The organism is Agarivorans sp. Toyoura001 (assembly GCF_005405585.1).
In the GTDB taxonomy this organism is placed as follows: Bacteria; Pseudomonadota; Gammaproteobacteria; order Enterobacterales; family Celerinatantimonadaceae; genus Agarivorans.
In genome coordinates this window covers 225,388-241,817 of record NZ_BJEQ01000003.1, presented here as the reverse complement: position 1 = coordinate 241,817, position 16,430 = coordinate 225,388, and the positions used below count along the sequence as shown (strand labels likewise).

15 protein-coding genes are annotated in these 16,430 nt (G+C 44.8%); 10 read left to right on the top strand and 5 right to left on the bottom strand.

All coding sequences use genetic code 11. From position 1 onward, the window contains the following. Nucleotides 1–228 precede the first annotated feature (228 nt). The 6 genes from FFR00_RS06405 to FFR00_RS06380 all read left to right on the top strand — a co-directional run bounded on the left by FFR00_RS06405 (nt 229) and on the right by FFR00_RS06380 (nt 5,161). Nucleotides 229–2,454: an alkaline phosphatase gene (locus FFR00_RS06405; RefSeq protein WP_137672548.1), complete on the top strand. Its 2,226-nt coding sequence runs from the start codon at nt 229–231 to the stop codon at nt 2,452–2,454. A 57-nt stretch (nt 2,455–2,511) separates the two neighbouring features. After that, complete coding sequence (locus FFR00_RS06400) at nt 2,512–2,991, top strand: DUF3299 domain-containing protein (protein ID WP_137672547.1); 480 nt, start codon at nt 2,512–2,514, stop codon at nt 2,989–2,991. A 98-nt stretch (nt 2,992–3,089) separates the two neighbouring features. Next, on the top strand, nt 3,090–3,740 hold the full coding sequence (locus tag FFR00_RS06395; protein ID WP_137672546.1) for an FMN-binding negative transcriptional regulator: 651 nt from the start codon (nt 3,090–3,092) through the stop codon (nt 3,738–3,740). Further along, nucleotides 3,737–4,375 (top strand): DUF1294 domain-containing protein, encoded by a 639-nt coding sequence (locus FFR00_RS06390; protein WP_137672545.1) that lies wholly within the window; start codon nt 3,737–3,739, stop codon nt 4,373–4,375. The genes FFR00_RS06395 and FFR00_RS06390 overlap by 4 nt, the downstream gene beginning before the upstream one ends. Beyond that, the gene (locus FFR00_RS06385) at nt 4,376–4,840 is read left to right on the top strand and encodes a GNAT family N-acetyltransferase (protein WP_137672544.1); all 465 of its coding nucleotides are present in this window, start codon (nt 4,376–4,378) and stop codon (nt 4,838–4,840) included. A 114-nt stretch (nt 4,841–4,954) separates the two neighbouring features. After that, nucleotides 4,955–5,161, top strand: a complete 207-nt coding sequence (locus FFR00_RS06380) for a hypothetical protein (RefSeq protein WP_137672543.1) — start codon at nt 4,955–4,957, stop codon at nt 5,159–5,161. Between the two features lie 41 nt (nt 5,162–5,202). Here the strand turns inward: FFR00_RS06380 and FFR00_RS06375 are convergent, their stop codons facing one another. Continuing rightward, the gene (locus tag FFR00_RS06375) at nt 5,203–5,625 is read right to left on the bottom strand and encodes an organic hydroperoxide resistance protein (RefSeq protein WP_137672542.1); all 423 of its coding nucleotides are present in this window, start codon (nt 5,623–5,625) and stop codon (nt 5,203–5,205) included. A gap of 111 nt (nt 5,626–5,736) precedes the next feature. Here FFR00_RS06375 and FFR00_RS06370 point away from each other — a divergent pair, with 111 nt between their 5' ends. The 3 genes from FFR00_RS06370 (at nt 5,737) to FFR00_RS06360 (ending at nt 9,137) form a co-directional block, all read left to right on the top strand. Next, nucleotides 5,737–6,192, top strand: coding sequence for a MarR family winged helix-turn-helix transcriptional regulator (locus FFR00_RS06370; protein WP_137672541.1), 456 nt, complete (start codon nt 5,737–5,739; stop codon nt 6,190–6,192). 133 nt (nt 6,193–6,325) lie between these two features. After that, nucleotides 6,326–7,663, top strand: a complete 1,338-nt coding sequence (locus FFR00_RS06365; RefSeq protein ID WP_161985104.1) for an MATE family efflux transporter — start codon at nt 6,326–6,328, stop codon at nt 7,661–7,663. A gap of 202 nt (nt 7,664–7,865) precedes the next feature. Further along, nucleotides 7,866–9,137: an O-acetylhomoserine aminocarboxypropyltransferase/cysteine synthase family protein gene (locus FFR00_RS06360; RefSeq protein ID WP_137672539.1), complete on the top strand. Its 1,272-nt coding sequence runs from the start codon at nt 7,866–7,868 to the stop codon at nt 9,135–9,137. A gap of 156 nt (nt 9,138–9,293) precedes the next feature. Here FFR00_RS06360 and FFR00_RS06355 read toward each other — a convergent pair whose 3' ends face one another. Genes FFR00_RS06355 through FFR00_RS06340 form a run of 4 tightly spaced genes read right to left on the bottom strand, consistent with a single transcriptional unit; the run spans nt 9,294 to nt 13,990 of the window. Then, a complete protein-coding gene (locus tag FFR00_RS06355) occupies nt 9,294–10,679 on the bottom strand; it encodes an ABC transporter ATP-binding protein (protein WP_137672538.1) in 1,386 nt (461 codons plus the stop codon). Beyond that, on the bottom strand, nt 10,654–11,463 hold the full coding sequence (locus FFR00_RS06350) for an ABC transporter permease (RefSeq protein ID WP_137672537.1): 810 nt from the start codon (nt 11,461–11,463) through the stop codon (nt 10,654–10,656). The genes FFR00_RS06355 and FFR00_RS06350 overlap by 26 nt, the downstream gene beginning before the upstream one ends. Next, nucleotides 11,460–12,398, bottom strand: a complete 939-nt coding sequence (locus FFR00_RS06345) for an ABC transporter permease (RefSeq protein WP_201798705.1) — start codon at nt 12,396–12,398, stop codon at nt 11,460–11,462. The genes FFR00_RS06350 and FFR00_RS06345 overlap by 4 nt, the downstream gene beginning before the upstream one ends. After that, entirely contained in the window at nt 12,398–13,990 is a 1,593-nt protein-coding gene (locus FFR00_RS06340; RefSeq protein ID WP_137672536.1) for an ABC transporter substrate-binding protein, read from the bottom strand. The genes FFR00_RS06345 and FFR00_RS06340 overlap by 1 nt, the downstream gene beginning before the upstream one ends. A 768-nt stretch (nt 13,991–14,758) precedes the next feature. Between FFR00_RS06340 and FFR00_RS06330 the strand changes: the two genes are divergently transcribed. Continuing rightward, nucleotides 14,759–16,426: a cellulase family glycosylhydrolase gene (locus tag FFR00_RS06330; RefSeq protein WP_137672534.1), complete on the top strand. Its 1,668-nt coding sequence runs from the start codon at nt 14,759–14,761 to the stop codon at nt 16,424–16,426. Nucleotides 16,427–16,430 lie beyond the last annotated feature (4 nt).

The following is a 16,430-nucleotide window of genomic DNA, read 5'->3' as shown; positions in this document are numbered from 1 at the left end:
ACTTTTAACGTGACGGGTCTTGTTGTTTACGGACTTAATATTAAGTTGTTGTTTTTTATATATTTAGTTTTTATTGGTTTCTGCGAGTTGTTCCTTGTATCGCTTCACATTTTAATATTTTAGTCATAATAAGCGAGTAGTTTACCGTGCTATGTTTTTATCGTAATTAAATTCATAGATATATAAATAAGTATAAAACATAAAATAATTATTTATTAAGGAAGTAAAATGCAAGTTGGGAAAGTTATAAAAGTTGTAGCTGGTATTGCTATTACATCTGTTGTAGTAGGTTGTAATAGTGATACTGAGTATGTGTATGTTGATCCGCCAATCGCAGACAGCATCGATTTAGGGCCGTTTAAATGTAGCGATGAAGAAATTGCTGCCGACGCCAACAAAGATTGTCGCTTGTATATCAAGGGCTCTATGAATAGCTGGTCTTCGCGCCCAGAAGCTCAGTTACACTACCAAGGCGACGGTGAATACATTGCCTTATTTAGCATGCAGCCAGGTGAGTACTCCTTCAAAATCTCTGACCCAAGCTGGAGTGCCGAGCGCGACTTAGCGATTGGTGAAGACGCCGATGCTGAAGTGGTATTTGATATTCCGATGGAGCTGCAACGCAAGTATGACGACTTTGGTAACCAAAATATGGATATCACAGTTTCCAGCGATGAAGACCAAGTGTATCGCTTTACCTTAGATTCGTCGGCCACGATTAACAACCCCACCTTATTAATTGAAAACATCACCGATACCGACGTAGATAACTTAAGCCAAGCGATGTACTTAGTGGGTACCTTTAACGATTGGACTGCTAATGACAGCAGCGAGTTTAGCTACGCGGGTGCCGGTAACTACCAATTACAGGTAAAATTTGCTGAAGCTGGCACCATCAGCTTTAACCTACATCAAGGTATAGATAAACCCTTGGTTTACGGTTCTTTAGATAACCAACCAATTAGCCTAAGCGAAGGTGAGTCATCATTAACGACTTACCCTGGCGGAAAAATGTCTGCGCAGGTTGAAGCGGGTACTTATGTATTCTCTTTATCAACCTTGGGCGATGGCCAGCAAGCAGTGCCACTAACCTTGTCTAAAATGCGCGCGGTAGTGGGTCATGACACCATCACCGTACCTGATTTAGCCACCAGTGTTACTGCCGATGGCAGTACTTTTGCTCAAAGTTATACGTGGGAAACGGAAGGTGATATTACAGTTGGTTTAGCCAACGACGAGACTCAAACCATTGAGGGTATTCGTCAGTTAGCTACCGCCGATTCTCTAGGTCGTTATCAAGTAAACCTTAGCATTAACAAAGGCCAAGCTAGCGACAGCCAAGACATAGATGTTATCGATCTAGTATCTGCGAACAACATTGTAATGATGATTGGCGATGGTATGGGCTATGGGCAAATTGATATTACCCGTGCTTATCAAGGCGAGTCCTTATTCCTAGAATCTGGCAAGCATCGTGGTGATATTAAAACCGCCAGCGCTGATACTCTAGGTTACGAGAATCTTGCCGAGCTAGGCATGAATTACTATACCGACTCAGCCGCCGCGGCAACCGCTATTTCGACAGGCCGTAAAGCTATCTCTGGCACCATTGCTCAAGCGCGTCCGGGTGATGGTTCTGATTTAGAAACCATTTTGGAATATGCTCAAAAACAGGGTAAATCAGTAGGTATTGTTGCTACGTCGCACTGTGTGCATGCTACACCTGCAGCTTTTGCTTCACACGGTCCGAACCGAAATGACTTTGTTACCTTGTCACAAAGTATGTTTGGCGACGTAAAGCCAAACGTTGCCTTATGTGGCAGTAAGCAAGTTGATGACGTAGACGTGATTAGCCAACAGGCTGCGCTAGGTGGTTACACCATCGTTAAAAACAAAACCGACATGATTCCTGCGGTAGCGGCGTTACCTGCAACAGACCCTGATGCAGAAATTTTATTTGCCGGTATTTTTGGTGAAGACGAAATCCCTTATGTATTACCGCTTGGCGACCAGAAAAGTTACGAAGAGCAAGACATTCCCCAGCTGAATGAAATGACTCAAGTAGCCATAGACATTCTGTCTAAAAACCCAAATGGTTTTGTACTGATGGTAGAAGGTTCGCAAATTGATTTTGCAGGTCACCTTAACGATGAAGAACGTTTGATTCATGAAACCATTGCCTTTGATACCACGGTTGAAGATGTCGCTAACTGGGCTGATTTACGCAGTGACTCAATGGTCATTGTTACTGCCGATCACGAAACGGGTGGTTTGAAGCTTGAGAAAACCAACGGCGTAGGTGTAGTACCAGAAGTCAGTTGGAAGTGGGGAAGCCACACTAACGTTGATGTACCTATCGCTTCTTGGGGCTTAAATTCACATGCCTTTGTTGGCCGTTCGGTAGACAACACTGCGATTTACAATGTAATGCGCGGCGCTTTAGACGCTGAGTAAATAAGCTATTACCTCTGAACTGTGCCTTGGTATAGTTCAGAGGACTTCAGGTGAACTATGTTACGAATATTATGTTTTGTTTTTGCTGGCTTAATTAGCCCAATAGTATTGGCGACTCCAAATCCTTGGTTATCGCTGGTGCCAGAGCTAGAAAGAGATCAGCCAAACCAAAATCCTATTAATCATCAAATTCAACTTGATGAGCGCGCGCCGCAAATAAAGTCTGGCGGTTTAGTGCAAGCCTTAAACGGCCAAGATATGCGTATGCCTGGTTTTGTCGTGCCATTAGAAAGCGATGGTGACAAAATTACTGAGTTCTTTTTAGTACCATTTTTTGGTGCTTGTTTGCACTTACCCCCACCGCCACCCAATCAAATTATTCATGTTCGCCATCCTGCTGGAATCGATATGGTTGAACCTTGGGAAGTGATTTGGATAAGTGGTCAAATGCAAGTAAAAGCCACCGACGTAGAAGGTATTGCCAGCGCTGGGTATGCAATGAGCTTAAACAAAGACATCGAGTTTTACGTGCCTTAACACGGGTTAAAAAGTGCCTGAACAATAACTTAATCATCACTAGTGCTAGGTTCCCTAATTGTGAGAGTATTCAAGTAACTAACAGGGAGCGATAGCACGTGCATATACCCAAGCATTTTAAACAAGACGACTGGACAACTATTTCTCAACTGATCTCCAGTTATCCACTTGCCACTATCACCACTCAAAGTGATGCAGGCCTAGTGGCCGATCATGTGCCCTTACTACTGGCTAAAAATGCTCAAGATGACTGGTGTTTACAAGGTCATATCGCGCGAGCTAATCCCTTAGCTAAGCGTTTGCAGTCAAACTTATCTGCATTGGTGGTGTTTCAGGGGGAAGATGCTTACGTATCGCCAAACTTTTATCCCTCTAAGCTGGCTAACCCCAAGGTAGTGCCAACTTGGAATTATCAAGCAGTGCATATTAATGGCGTTATTAAGGCTAAAAATGATGCCGCCTGGACGCTGGATTTATTGCAGCGATTGACTCTAGAGAACGAGCAAAACCAAACTAAACCTTGGCAAGTAAGTGATGCTCCAGACAACTTTATGGCTCAGCTTAATAAAGCCATTATTGGCTTTGAAATAAGCATTGATAAGCTGCAAGCTCAATTTAAACTTAGTCAAAACCACAGTGTAGAAAATCAACTGGGTGTCGCTAAGGGCTTGGCTAAGATTAAGCCAAGCATGGCTAAGCAAATAAAAGAACATGCCGAGTTAGTAGCAAAGGGTGATGCAAGCGAATGACTAAAGCGAAGTTAGTCTCATGGAATGACGCCAAAGGTTTTGGTTTTTTAAAACTCAGTGATAAAAACGCTGAGAAAAACTTGTTTGTACACGCCAGCAGTTTTGATGATCGAAGCATTAACCCCGAGCGCTTAATCGGCCATTGGTTTACGTACCGCTTATCTGCCGATAAACAAGGTAGGCCCTGCGCCAAGCAACTTAAATTGGTGGGCGCAAAACCGGCATTTGTTACTAAGACCAACAAGGCTGGATTTGGCGCGAGTATAAAAGTCGCGGTATTTGCCGGTCTACTAACGGCCTTAGTGATGTTGGCAAACTTGCCATTGGCAATTGCGTTGGCCTATTTAGTGATGAGCTTAGTCTGTTTTGCTTTGTATGCTCTAGATAAAAGCGCTGCTCAAGCGGGTCGTTGGCGAGTGCAAGAAGCCAAGCTACATGTATTTGCCTTACTCGGTGGTTGGCCGGGCGCTATGCTTGCTCAGCAGTACTTACGACATAAAACTCAGAAACAGCAATTTCGTTGGGTTTACTACGCTACCGTTTTGCTTAATTGTGCGGCTTTAGCGTACTTGCTTACGCCGTCGGCCGCGCCAATGCGACAAACGATAAGTGAGTTTGTGTCGAGTTTTGTTTAAATGAATATCACCATCGAGCCTTATTCCACTAGGTTTGCTAAACAAATCGCCGATGTTTTTACTCAAGCGGTGCATGCCATTAGTAATGAGCACTATAGCGCGGAACAAAAACAAGCATGGGCATCAACACCCGTAGATTACTCATATTGGCAGCAACGCTTAAAAGCTGAACGCTGCTTTGTGGCCTTGCAAGCTGAAACGGTAGTGGGCTTTATTGAGCTAGAGGGCTGCAATATTGATTGCTGCTATGTTTTGCCAAAATACCAAGCTAAGGGTATTGCTCTACAAATGCTTCAGTATATTGAAGCGATTGCTCGCCAACAGCAAAGGGAATACTTGTTTGTTGATGCGTCTAAAGTGGCTAGGCGGTTCTTTGTTAAACAAGGCTTTAGCGTGATTAAAACCAACAAGGTACAGCGAGCAGGGCAAACTTTGCTTAACTTTAGTATGCAAAAATCCCTGTAGCCATTCCCACATACTGTAAAGCTAGCGAGATAGTGCTGACAATTATCATAAGGAAAGATCCTCGTACTTGTTTTTAAATAGTTCATGCTAATGGCAATGATGCGAGGGCGAAGCATGAAAATTATTATAGGTATTTTACTGGTAACGTTGAGCGGCTGCAGTCAGCAGCAGGCTTATAATGCCATGCAAGGAAACCAACGACAGCAGTGTGACAAACACACTAATCATCAAGATTATTTAAGCTGTATGGATCAAGCGGATGTGAGCTTTGAAGAGTACCAGCGTCAGCGCGATGAACTGCTGAGCGATGACGCAAAGTAAAAAACCAAGCCTTAGCTTGGTTTTTGGTATTTCAAGAGTTCTTAAAGCGCTTCGCTGTTCACACTAAGCTGTACATCTATGTTACCGCGAGTAGCGTTTGAGTATGGGCAAACTTGATGAGCAACCTTAACCAACTCTACTGCCGATGCTTGCTCTAGTTCTAGCTCTACTGCCAGCGCGACTGTTAGTGCAAAACCGCCATTGTCATTTGGGCCAATGCCCACAGTAGCAGTGGTTGGGGCAGATTTAATCGCCACTTTACCTTCTTTGGCTACGTGTAAAATAGCATTAGAGAAACACGCGGCATAACCTGCTGCAAATAGTTGCTCTGGGTTAGTGGCTTCGCCGCTGCCGCCCATTTCTTTTGGGTAGCTAAGTGCTAGGTCTAGTTTTTTGTCGTCGGTGCTTACTTGGCCATTACGACCGGCTAGTGCTGTAGCTGAAGTAGTGTATAAGGTTGTCATATCGTGTCCCTTTAATTTAAGTTGTGCACTATTTAATTGTTTGCAACTTTAGTTGAGGGTGAGATGAAATGCAAGTATATTGTGCACAATTTATTTTATGAAGGTTTTACCATGAGCAAGTTAAGTGAGCAATCTGACCAGGTGGTGAACCTCAGCTTAGACAAGCAACTATGTTTTTCTTTATACAGCGCGTCAAATGCCATGGGCCGTGCCTATCGCCCGTTGTTAGATAAACTCGATCTTACCTACTTGCAGTATATTGTGATGATGGTGCTGTGGGAGCACGACAGTGTCAGTGTGAAAAGCTTGGGGGAAAAAGTGCATTTAGACTCTGGTACCTTGACTCCTTTGCTAAAAAGACTAGAAGCAAAAGGTTTGGTGATTCGCGCAAGAAGTGAACATGATGAGCGAGTACGAGTGATTAGCTTAAGTGAGCAAGGTGTGAGTTTACAGCAACAGGCTGAGAGTGTTCCTCAAGCCATGTTGTGCCAAGCCGATATGCCGTTAGAAGAACTGCAGGCATTAAAACAAGGCTGCGATCGCTTGTTTGCCAAGTTGATGAAATAACTGTCATTAGTCGCTCATTTAGCTTGCGAGTGACAACAAGTTTTATAAAAGGTCTGTAATAACTCGAAATAAGTAATCGGTATAACGATTAGGCTGGTTACACTAATGCCTTACTCAACCATGGACAATGCTCATGCCTCAAGGCGCGGTAAAAGAACTCAAATTATTTAATTTGGCGTGGCCCATTTTGGTTGAGCAGTTAACCAGTGGCTTTGTGGTAATGGTTGATATTTACTTCCTGAGTTTACTAGGGGAAGACGCCGCCGCGACTGCTGGTTTGCTAATGCCCTATCTATGGATTGGCTTCTTTGTTTTGCCGATGCTTTCTACCGGCGGCACTGCCGCTGCATCGCAGTATTATGGGGCTAAGCAGTTCGACAAAGTGATACCGGTATTTATGACCAACGTTTTGTTGCTGGGTTTGGCTGGTATCGCCTTTAGTATTTTTACCTATCTCAACTATAACAATATTGGCGTGTGGCTTAACTTCCCTGCGGCAATGCAGCTGTATGCTGAAGATTACTTGGCCATAATGGCGTTTACTTTTGGTTTCTTTGGTTTGCGCTGTGCTTATGGCTCTATTTTGGCCGCAAAAGCCATGACCAATTGGAATATGTTGGCGTCACTACTGACGAACGTGGTGAATGTTTTTCTAAATGCTACTTTCTTTTTTGGCTGGTTTGGTATCGAACCCATGGGTTTAAAAGGCATCGCCTTAGGCACGGTGTTGTCTTACCTGTTTGCCTGTTTAGTGGTGATGGTGATTGTGCATGTTAAGGCGCAAGTGAGCTTTGAATTTAACCGCGCAATTATTCCACGAATGCGCGCCGTTTTTAAACCCTTAATGAAAATTTCTATTCCCTCTGCCGCAGAGCCCGCCAACTATACTCTGCAGCAAATTGTAGTCGCAGGTATTTTGGCCACACTTGGGGTATTGGCTGTGTCGTCTTATACCTTTGTGCTGCGCTTTTTGTTTATTTCAATGGCAGTGAGTTGGTCGTTAGCAGCGGCAGGGCAAATTATGATGGCGCATCAAATGGGCGCGCGAAAACTGCAACAAGTGGATGCTACATACAATCGTTGTGTAAGCTTGGCGATATTATTCGCCTTTGTGAACATGTGTGTATTTGCCTGGTTTTACCAACCTCTTATTGGTCTTTTTAGTGATGATCCTCAAGTGGCTTTTTATGCCAAATGGTTACTGATTATTTGTATTGTTATGGAGCCATTTAGAGCGATTAATATTGTGGCTGGCATGGGCCTAAAAGCGGTCGGCGATGGGCGCTTTGCGGCGACCGTAGGGGTTGCTTTTATTTGGGGTATTGTGCCGATTATTTACCTGTGTTCTATATCTTGGCAGTTGGGCATTATTGGCGCATGGGCATGTTTTGCCTTAGATGAAGTGGTACGCGGGCTGATCAATCACTGGCGTTGGAAAACTTACCGCTGGCATAACATGGGCATTGTTTAGTGGTGATTACACGCCAAGCTTAGCGATAGTTCACATTCTAGATTGCTTCGCTATTCTATTTGCTGCAAATTAGGCTAATACTTATCAACACTTTAGCGTGATCCTCGGGTTTATTGCGGTTCGCTGCAATAAATGGAATTGCCGCTGGCTTAGTTTGGCGGCAGACAGGGTTGTTTTATTCCTTTAAGTAGCGAGAACAGCAATGAAATTAGAGTCTTTAGCACTTCACCACGGCTATGAATCAGAAGCCACCACCAAAGCTGCGGCAGTGCCGATTTACCAAACCACGTCTTATACCTTTGACGATACTCAGCACGGCGCAGATCTCTTCGATTTGAAGGTACCTGGCAATATTTATACGCGAATTATGAACCCTACCACTGATGTGCTGGAGCAAAGAGTTGCAGCAATGGAAGGTGGCATTGCCGGCTTAGCCTTGGCCTCTGGCATGGCAGCAATTACGTATGCCATTCAATGTATCTGTGAAGTAGGTACGAATATCGTTAGCACCAGCCAAGTGTACGGTGGCACCTATAACCTATTTGCCCATACCTTCCCTAAACAGGGCATTGATGTTCGCATGGTGTCGGCTGATGATTATGCGGGTTTTGAAGCCGCGATTGATGAAAATACTCGCGCCATTTTCTGTGAATCTATCGGTAACCCAGCAGGTAATGTTGTTGACTTGATTAAACTAGCGGAAATTGCCAAAAAGCATGGCGTTCCACTTATGGTAGACAACACTGTTGCTACACCATTTTTGTGCCGCCCTATCGAGCTAGGTGCCGATATTGTTATCCACTCGCTGACTAAATACATTGGTGGCCACGGCACTTCAATTGGCGGCATTATTGTGGACTCAGGTAAGTTTGATTGGGTTGCCAATAAAGAGCGCTTTAAGATTTTGAATGAGCCTGATCCGTCTTACCATGGTGTGGTGTACACCGAAGCGCTTGGCCCTGCCGCATATATTGGGCGTTGTCGGGTGGTGCCGCTGCGTAATACGGGAGCGGCTATTTCCCCTATGAATGCTTTTCAAATTCTCCAAGGTTTAGAAACACTGGGTTTACGCATGGAGCGCCATTGTGAAAATGCCGAAAGCTTAGCGGCGTACTTAAAGCAACATCCAAAAGTGGAATGGGTAAACTACGCTGCTCTGCCTACTAGCCCTTATAATGAGGTTTGCCAAAAAATCGCTGGTGGTAAAGCCTCTGGCATTTTGAGCTTTGGTATTAAAGGCGGTAAAGAAGCCGGCGGTAGATTTATTGATGCTCTACAAATGATTTTACGTTTGGTGAACATAGGCGACGCCAAGTCATTAGCTTGCCACCCAGCTTCAACGACTCACCGCCAACTAAATGAAGAAGAGCTGGCGAAAGCAGGTGTTAGCTCAGATTTAGTGCGCATTTCGGTAGGTATCGAAAACATCGGCGATATCATTAACGATGTAAGCCAAGCCTTAGAAAAAGCCTAGTATTTACACTTTCGATTAAAAAAGCCGACTAATAAGTCGGCTTTATTTTTGCTGGCATCAATTTCCTGCTTGCTCGAACTAATTTGATTTAGGTATTGGATCCGATTGATAAACTTAAAAGAAGGTCATTAGGGAGTAACGGCCTTCTATTGTGGTCTACTTCAATTGCACCACCGTATCGCAGCGCTTCTCTATCATGTGTGGGTCATGACTCACCAGAAGCAAGGCACAACCCTTTTCTTTAGCGAGGTTTACCAGCAAATCTGTGACTTCTTTTGCGATGATAGGGTCGAGCCGTGATGTTGGCTCATCGGCAAACAAAAATATCGGGTCGAGTAGCAGAGCACGTAATATAGCAAAGCGTTGCAACTCTCCTCCAGAGACCTCGGTACTTCTGCGTGCTAGCAATTCTGGTGCTAGCTTGAGCTTGTTCATCAACGGTGCAATTCGCGCTCTATCAATCTGATGCAAATTTATGACATCTTCTAACAATACGCCGAGGCTTACGCTTGAAGTAAAAGCCGCTGGCGGATCTTGAAATAGCTTTAGCCACTGGTAAGGCTTGGCCTGTGATACCCGTTTGTTTACCTTGCCACTAATCGGTGGTAGCAAATTTAACAGGGTGTCACCCAGCGTACTTTTACCACTGCCACTATCTCCAACCACACCCACCACTTCGCCTGCATGAATGGTAAAATCAATGCCTGCAGACAGTGCTTGTCCGTTACGCCCAATCGCCAGGCTTGTCGCACTTAGCACCGGCTTTTTATCTATCAAGCCCTTAGTACGTTGATCCCAATGCCGAGGGTCAGCACCGATAAGTGATTGTGTGTAAGAATGCTCGGGTTGATTCAGCACTTGTTCTGCACTGCCTTGCTCAACTACAACACCTTCTTTCATCACTATGATGTCGCCACCGATTTGCCTTGCCACCTCAATATCATGAGTAATGGTGAGCAAACCGCCACCTTGAGCGCTTTGCAACAGTAATTGAACTATGTCATTACGGCGACTTACGTCCAAACCTTTAGTTGGCTCATCAGCTAAAATCAGCTTAGCACCACCTGCAGTTGCGGCTGTTACCGCTAAGCGTTGCGCCATGCCTCCAGATAATTGGCCCGGTCTTTTCGAGGCGCTTGATTTCAGATCGACCTTATCTAAATCATCCATCGCTTGGTTAAACGCCTGCTCATGAGTTAAACCATGTAAACACTCATACACCTCTAACACTTGCTGGTAAGCTGGCATCAAAGGGTCTAGCGCTCGCCATGGCTCTTGCGGCAACATAATCACCTCTTTACCCCATAAGCTAACTAAAGAGCCGCGGTCGTGTAATTTACCAAACACTTCCACTTGGCCCTGTTGGCTCAGTTCGTTGGGGAGTAGGCCAATAATCGCCTGTGCCAACAAGCTCTTGCCTGATCCCGTTTGGCCAAGAATAGTTAAAGGTTTATCTTGGTAAAGACTCAGTGAAAGCGGTTGAAGGAGCTCAAGCTCTTTTGCATTGATCGATAGATCAGTGAGTTGAATTAAGAGATTCACGACTCGCTCCTGCTAACAAATGAAAGCCTAGTACTAGCAATGCCACCACAATAAGCGGCTGCATTAATACCCAAGGCGCTTCAACATAAAATGGGAATAGCTCAACACTCATCAAACCTAACTCGGCCAATGGTGGTTGAATACCTACCGCAACAAAGCCAAGAGAGGCCATCATTAAGATGGCATTGGCACCACCAAAGGCTGCCATGGTGAATACTGAGGAAGAGATGGCTGGCCATATATGGCGCTTAAATTGATACCATTTCCCAAAGCCCATCATTACTGATACTTGGCGCTCAGGGCTGTCCATTAAGGTACGGGTTATTGCGCGAGTGACGCGATAATATTCCACCCACTGCACCAAAGAAATCGCAAAATACAGCACCACAAATGACCCTGGAGCAATTGCTGATAGCAATAACACCAATACCAAGCCAGGTAAGGCCAACAGTATGTTTACCAGTACATCTAAGCTTTGTTCTACGCGGCCGCCAGCCCATGCGGAGCATACACCTAGAGTCACCCCTAGAATAGATGAGGTGAGTACGCAGAACACACCTAAACTAAATGACAATACAATGGCGCTGGCTAGCCTTGTCATCATGTCGCGACCAAAATGGTCTGTGCCAAACCAGTGGTCGCTGTTAGGCGTTATAAGGCGAATAGAGAGATTTTGCTCATCGATGGTATAGGGCGAGAAACCACCCACCAGCACAGCAAAAGCAAATAACCCCAGTAAAAGCGTTAGCCCTAATTTTTGGTTCAAGCTTAATGACTTAATCATTGTTCTTGCTCCCCTCTAGGGTCAATCCAATAACACAGCAGATCGATAATGCCATTCAGCACCACAAACAGAACACCCATGGTTAAAGCACAGCCTTGAATAACTGGAATATCACGAGCAAAGATTGCATGGGCTAAACCATGCCCTACACCTGGCCATGAGAACAGTGATTCAATCATCACAATACCTTCGATAACACTGACCAATTGAATCCCAATAAAGGCAACGATGGGCACCGCCATATTGCGCATGCCATGACGGAAGAAGGTTTGTCGCTCACTTAAACCTTTAACCCGAGAAAACTGGTAAAAGGGCGAGCGTAATACTCTACGCACACTGCCATACACCACCCGGTTAGACACCGCAGCTAAGCTAATGGCAAGAGTAATGCTTGGAAGCACCAAGTGTTGCCAAGTTCCAAAACCCGCCACCGGAAACAGTGGCCATTCCAAGGCAAAAAGCAGGATTAAAATTAAGCCAAGAACAAAAACAGGCATGGCTCGGGTGCAAGTGGAAAACCACACCATTATTGAATTTACTAGCCCTCCCTTTTTGGCTGACCAAGTACCAAGAGGCAGTGCAATACAAATTGATAATGCAATGCCAAAGCCCGCTAACAGCAGCGAGTGACCGAGCTGATGTAGCACGGTTTCACTCACCGGCAAACCGCTCACCAGAGAGTTCCCCAAGTTAAACTGTAATAACTCGAACAACCAATTCACATAACTTGAGAGCCAACCTTGGTCTAAGTTGAGTTCTTGTCGGACTAATTCAGCGGCAGCCGAATCGACATTGTCTTGACCGTAGCGGCTTGCCGCAATGCGGTAAGCCATATCGCCCGGTAGGCTGCGCATTAACACAAAGGTTAGTGTGCCTACTCCCCACGCCACCAACACTAATTGGTAAAGGCGCTTCCGAAGAAGCTCCCATATCATTATTTAATCTCCATCTGGTTAATGAAGTAATCGCGCTCAAACGGGTCGAATTGGAAGTTTTTAACGCGCTTATTAACCGATGTGTGTTGGCTATAACTGGATATTGGCAATACCGGATACTCGTTATAAATTGTGGCGGCAACCTGTTGGCTGAGCTCTAAAGAACGCTCAGGATCTTGCGAGCCCACCAATTCCGTAATGGCACTATCCACCTCCGCATTGTTCCAATTCATGGTTCCCCAATCACCGCCACCATGGGCGAAATCAGTACTCATAATAGGAAGAGGGTCACCACTAAAACCAAAGTTACGGGCGATTAATGCCATTTCTAACGAGCCGTCTTTATGGCCTGCAGGAATCATACTTGAGTTAGTAATATCCACCTTAAGCTCTACCCCCAATTTAGCCCACTGGGCCTGAATTGCGGTAGCAACAGTGGTTAGCTCGGGGCGATCAGCGTAAGTAATCATGGTTAATTTAAATGGGGTGCCATCACGCTCAAGCATGCCAGAGTCACCCTGTTGCCAACCTAGGTCAGCCAAAATGTCTCGTGCTTGCTCTAGGTTGTAGCCATTGGTTTCGATACCTTCAACAAACCACTGTGACATTGAACTGGGCATCAATTGCGAGGTTTCCGAGCCTTCAGAGCCAAGCACGTTAGTCGCAATGGCTGCGCGGTTTAGTCCCATACTTAAGGCTTTACGTACTTGTATGTCATCCAAGATTGGATGCGCAGCATTTAATTTAATGAACATGGTACGCGGCACCAAATGGCTATAGAGCTGCACTTCATTTGAGCCATCCAATTGCCCCAGCATTGATGGTTCGAGGGTGAATACGATATCTGCCTCACCTGATTTAGCTTGGAGAATCCGGCTTTCAGCCCTATGTCCGGTCAAATAGGTCGCAAACTCAATGCTTGGTTTTTGTCCCCAGTAGTTGTCAAATTTCTTCACTGTTAGCTGATGTGGCGGTGCAAAGCTACTCATTTGGTAAGGCCCTGAGCCAAAGAGTGTCTCAACTGCACCATCTTGTTTGTAAGACGCGGGAGATAAAATTGCATTGGAATAGTTGGTTAGCAGTGAAGCAAACGCAGCATAAGGCTTAGCTAACTCAATGCTAATTTGTTCATTGTTTAGCGCTTTTATACTTACCACTTCGGCCTTATTTAAGGTGCCGTGTTTACTCTGTGCAAACTCTAGGCTTTGTACTACTGAGTCAGCATCCATTGGCAGACCATCATGAAAAGTTACACCTTTACGCAGGCTCAACTGCCATGTCAGGCCGTCTTCACTACTGCGCCACTCGGTCGCTAAACCAGCGGTGATAAGCCCTTTGCTATTTATGTTTAGCAAGGTTTCAATCACTTGCATCCGCGTCAAAATGTAGCCTTGCTTAGACGGATCTAAGCTGGATATTTCCCAAGGTCCACTGATGGAGAGGGTATTGGCTTTAGTTGGAACAGTTTGGTCTGATGATTTTTGGGTAGCGGTAAATGCGATAACTGCACCCACTGCGATAACCGTGGCAACTAAAATGCCACGTTTAAGCTTCTTCTTTTTATTGATAGAAGCGTACGATAGTTCGGTCATAACAAATCCTAACGATGTTAATTAGCGTTATAAAAATGGGATAGAAAAATTGTATTTGAAGCTTAAGTAACGCTAGGAGGAGACCGAGTACGAGGAAGTTCTTTTGAGATGAATGCTATAGCTTGTGGTTCAAACGTCTGATAACACTGGGCTTTATCTGAACGATACTCCAGTGTTGCCGCTGCGTTCACGGCATTGTTAATTGCTTCATACATTTCACATTGATGATGCTCGTGAGCCTCATGTTCCATTTCCATTGAATGCATAAGCGACACGGTACTCAGCCCTAAAGGGAGTGTGAGCATGGCCAGCAATAGCAGCTTATTTAATTGAAGAGAATGGAAATAGCGCAAAACATGAGCAATGTGAAAATAAAACAGTGTGATAATGTAACAATTAAAATTGAATCACACCACACAATAGAGATGCTTTCCCATTTTAAATTTTTCGGACGTTAGTGACTCTATATAGGCTTAGGAAGTGATTGTTAAACCTGAAGAATCTATTGTGCGGCTGGTTTTATCATTTGCTAACGAAAAGACTCAGTGGGTAACGCCTTGCAATCCCTTAGCTTGGGGCTTGATGGTGATTTAGCCTCAATCTGCATATATTCCCTCGTTATTATTGTGTTCACAGCTTTGCAAAAAACCGGTTTTTAATTACGAAATATCGCCAAGATTTTGTTCAGTGAACTGGCTTGGGTTTTTATCATAGCGGGCTAGGTATAGTTTTGGTTACAGACTTAAACTTTTGCACTAAGGACTCGTAATGCGTTGTTTTCACGGAGTGTTTATTCTCTCCATACTGATTAGCCTTTGGGCGTGTAGTTCTAGTTCTGTTACTCAACAACAAGCGCTGCAAAATGTGAGCGTTTACCGCCCACTGGCCGATTACGACCCGCAATTACGCTTACAGGTTGAGGGGCGCTTTATCGTTAACGGTAAAGGTGAAAAAGTGCGTTTAAAGGGCGTCGCTTTTGGCAACGAGGTATGGGCGAATACCCATATTCCTAACAAACATCATAACGAACAAGACTTTGAACGCGTTAAGGCAATGGGTTTTAACAGCATTCGCTTTTACCTAAACTACCAAACCTTTGAAAGTGACTCTGCACCTTATCAATATCATCAAGCGGGTTGGGATTGGTTAGATCAAAACCTAGAGTGGGCTGAAAAACACGGCATCTATTTAGTGCTAAATATGCATGTACCGCAGGGTGGCTTTCAGTCTTTAGGTGGCGGTGATGCCTTATGGGAGCAAGCAGAAAACCAACAACGGCTGGTGAGTTTGTGGCAAGCCATTGCCAAACGTTATCGAGGCCATCCTAATATTGCTGGCCTAGATTTATTGAATGAACCCATTACTAGCCGCAGTAAACAACAATGGGTGGATTTGGCCACTACAGCGCTTGCGGCGATTCGCCAAGTAAATCCCGAGCATATTGTGTTTGTAGAACGCTTATTAGCGGTGCAAGGCAAATGGCAGATCGATCAGCAACAAAACTTCTTTAAGCTAGACGACCCCAATATTGTTTATCAGTATCACTTTTATGAGCCGATTGATTACACCCATCAGCAAGCTTCTTGGTTGAGCCAATTTCAAGCACCAGCCCAATATCCTGATCCTGAGCGCGTTAAAGTTATCGGTTCGCCGCACTGGTACGACGCCTATTTCAATAATCCTAGATTGAGCGAGCACAATGCAGATTGGCAGTATTTGCAGGGGCACAAGTTTGCACTTACAGACCCCAAAGTAGAGTTAATGTATCCAGCTTTAGTCTCTGCTAACAATGCAGGAGATACTTGGTTTAAACAGGTAACCATTACTGAATACGCCGCTGATGGTGAGCAAGTACTGCGGCACATTGAGGTGGATTTAAGCCAACATTCAAACTGGTACTTTTGGGCAGCTAAAAATAAAGGCGCTTCGAGGTCGCGCATTTTAGAAGGCGAAGATGCCATTCAGATTAGCAATACCAGTGGTGATGCTAACAGCGGCAGTTCCCAGCAGTTTATTGTGCCAACCCTAGGCCATTATTACCAAATCTCCGCCTGGGCCAAAACCAGTAATGCAGGGAGCGCGGCTCATGTGCAAGCGCGCTTAGACTTCCAAACCGGTGTTAACGCTATTTTACCTTGGGATAAAGCCCTGATAGCCGAAATAATACGACCTATCGAGCAATGGGGAATGGAACAAAAAGTGCCTTTATATTTAGGTGAGTTTGGCTGTATCGCTGCGTGTTTTAAAGACCAAGCGGGCGGCTTACAGTGGGTGAGTGATGTATTAGATGTAGCTGACAGTTATCAAACCCATTTTAATTTGCATACCTATCACGAAGATCCTTTTGGTTTATATTTTGGCTTTGGCAGTCTTCCGCAAACCGATAAATCGAATCAGCCATTAATTCAAATGCTTACCGAAAGGTTAAATGATTGAAGCG

Excerpts from the sequence above, each read along its gene's own strand:
- FFR00_RS06405 (WP_137672548.1), top strand. The coding sequence starts at position 229 with ATGCAAGTTGGGAAAGTTATAAAAGTTGTAGCTGGTATTGCTATTACA.
- FFR00_RS06400 (WP_137672547.1), top strand. The coding sequence starts at position 2,512 with ATGTTACGAATATTATGTTTTGTTTTTGCTGGCTTAATTAGCCCAATA.
- FFR00_RS06390 (WP_137672545.1), top strand. The coding sequence starts at position 3,737 with ATGACTAAAGCGAAGTTAGTCTCATGGAATGACGCCAAAGGTTTTGGT.
- FFR00_RS06385 (WP_137672544.1), top strand. The coding sequence starts at position 4,376 with ATGAATATCACCATCGAGCCTTATTCCACTAGGTTTGCTAAACAAATC.
- FFR00_RS06380 (WP_137672543.1), top strand. The coding sequence starts at position 4,955 with ATGAAAATTATTATAGGTATTTTACTGGTAACGTTGAGCGGCTGCAGT.
- FFR00_RS06375 (WP_137672542.1), bottom strand. The coding sequence starts at position 5,625 with ATGACAACCTTATACACTACTTCAGCTACAGCACTAGCCGGTCGTAAT.
- FFR00_RS06370 (WP_137672541.1), top strand. The coding sequence starts at position 5,737 with ATGAGCAAGTTAAGTGAGCAATCTGACCAGGTGGTGAACCTCAGCTTA.
- FFR00_RS06365 (WP_161985104.1), top strand. The coding sequence starts at position 6,326 with ATGCCTCAAGGCGCGGTAAAAGAACTCAAATTATTTAATTTGGCGTGG.
- FFR00_RS06360 (WP_137672539.1), top strand. The coding sequence starts at position 7,866 with ATGAAATTAGAGTCTTTAGCACTTCACCACGGCTATGAATCAGAAGCC.
- FFR00_RS06350 (WP_137672537.1), bottom strand. The coding sequence starts at position 11,463 with ATGATTAAGTCATTAAGCTTGAACCAAAAATTAGGGCTAACGCTTTTA.
- FFR00_RS06345 (WP_201798705.1), bottom strand. The coding sequence starts at position 12,398 with ATGATATGGGAGCTTCTTCGGAAGCGCCTTTACCAATTAGTGTTGGTG.
- FFR00_RS06340 (WP_137672536.1), bottom strand. The coding sequence starts at position 13,990 with ATGACCGAACTATCGTACGCTTCTATCAATAAAAAGAAGAAGCTTAAA.
- FFR00_RS06330 (WP_137672534.1), top strand. The coding sequence starts at position 14,759 with ATGCGTTGTTTTCACGGAGTGTTTATTCTCTCCATACTGATTAGCCTT.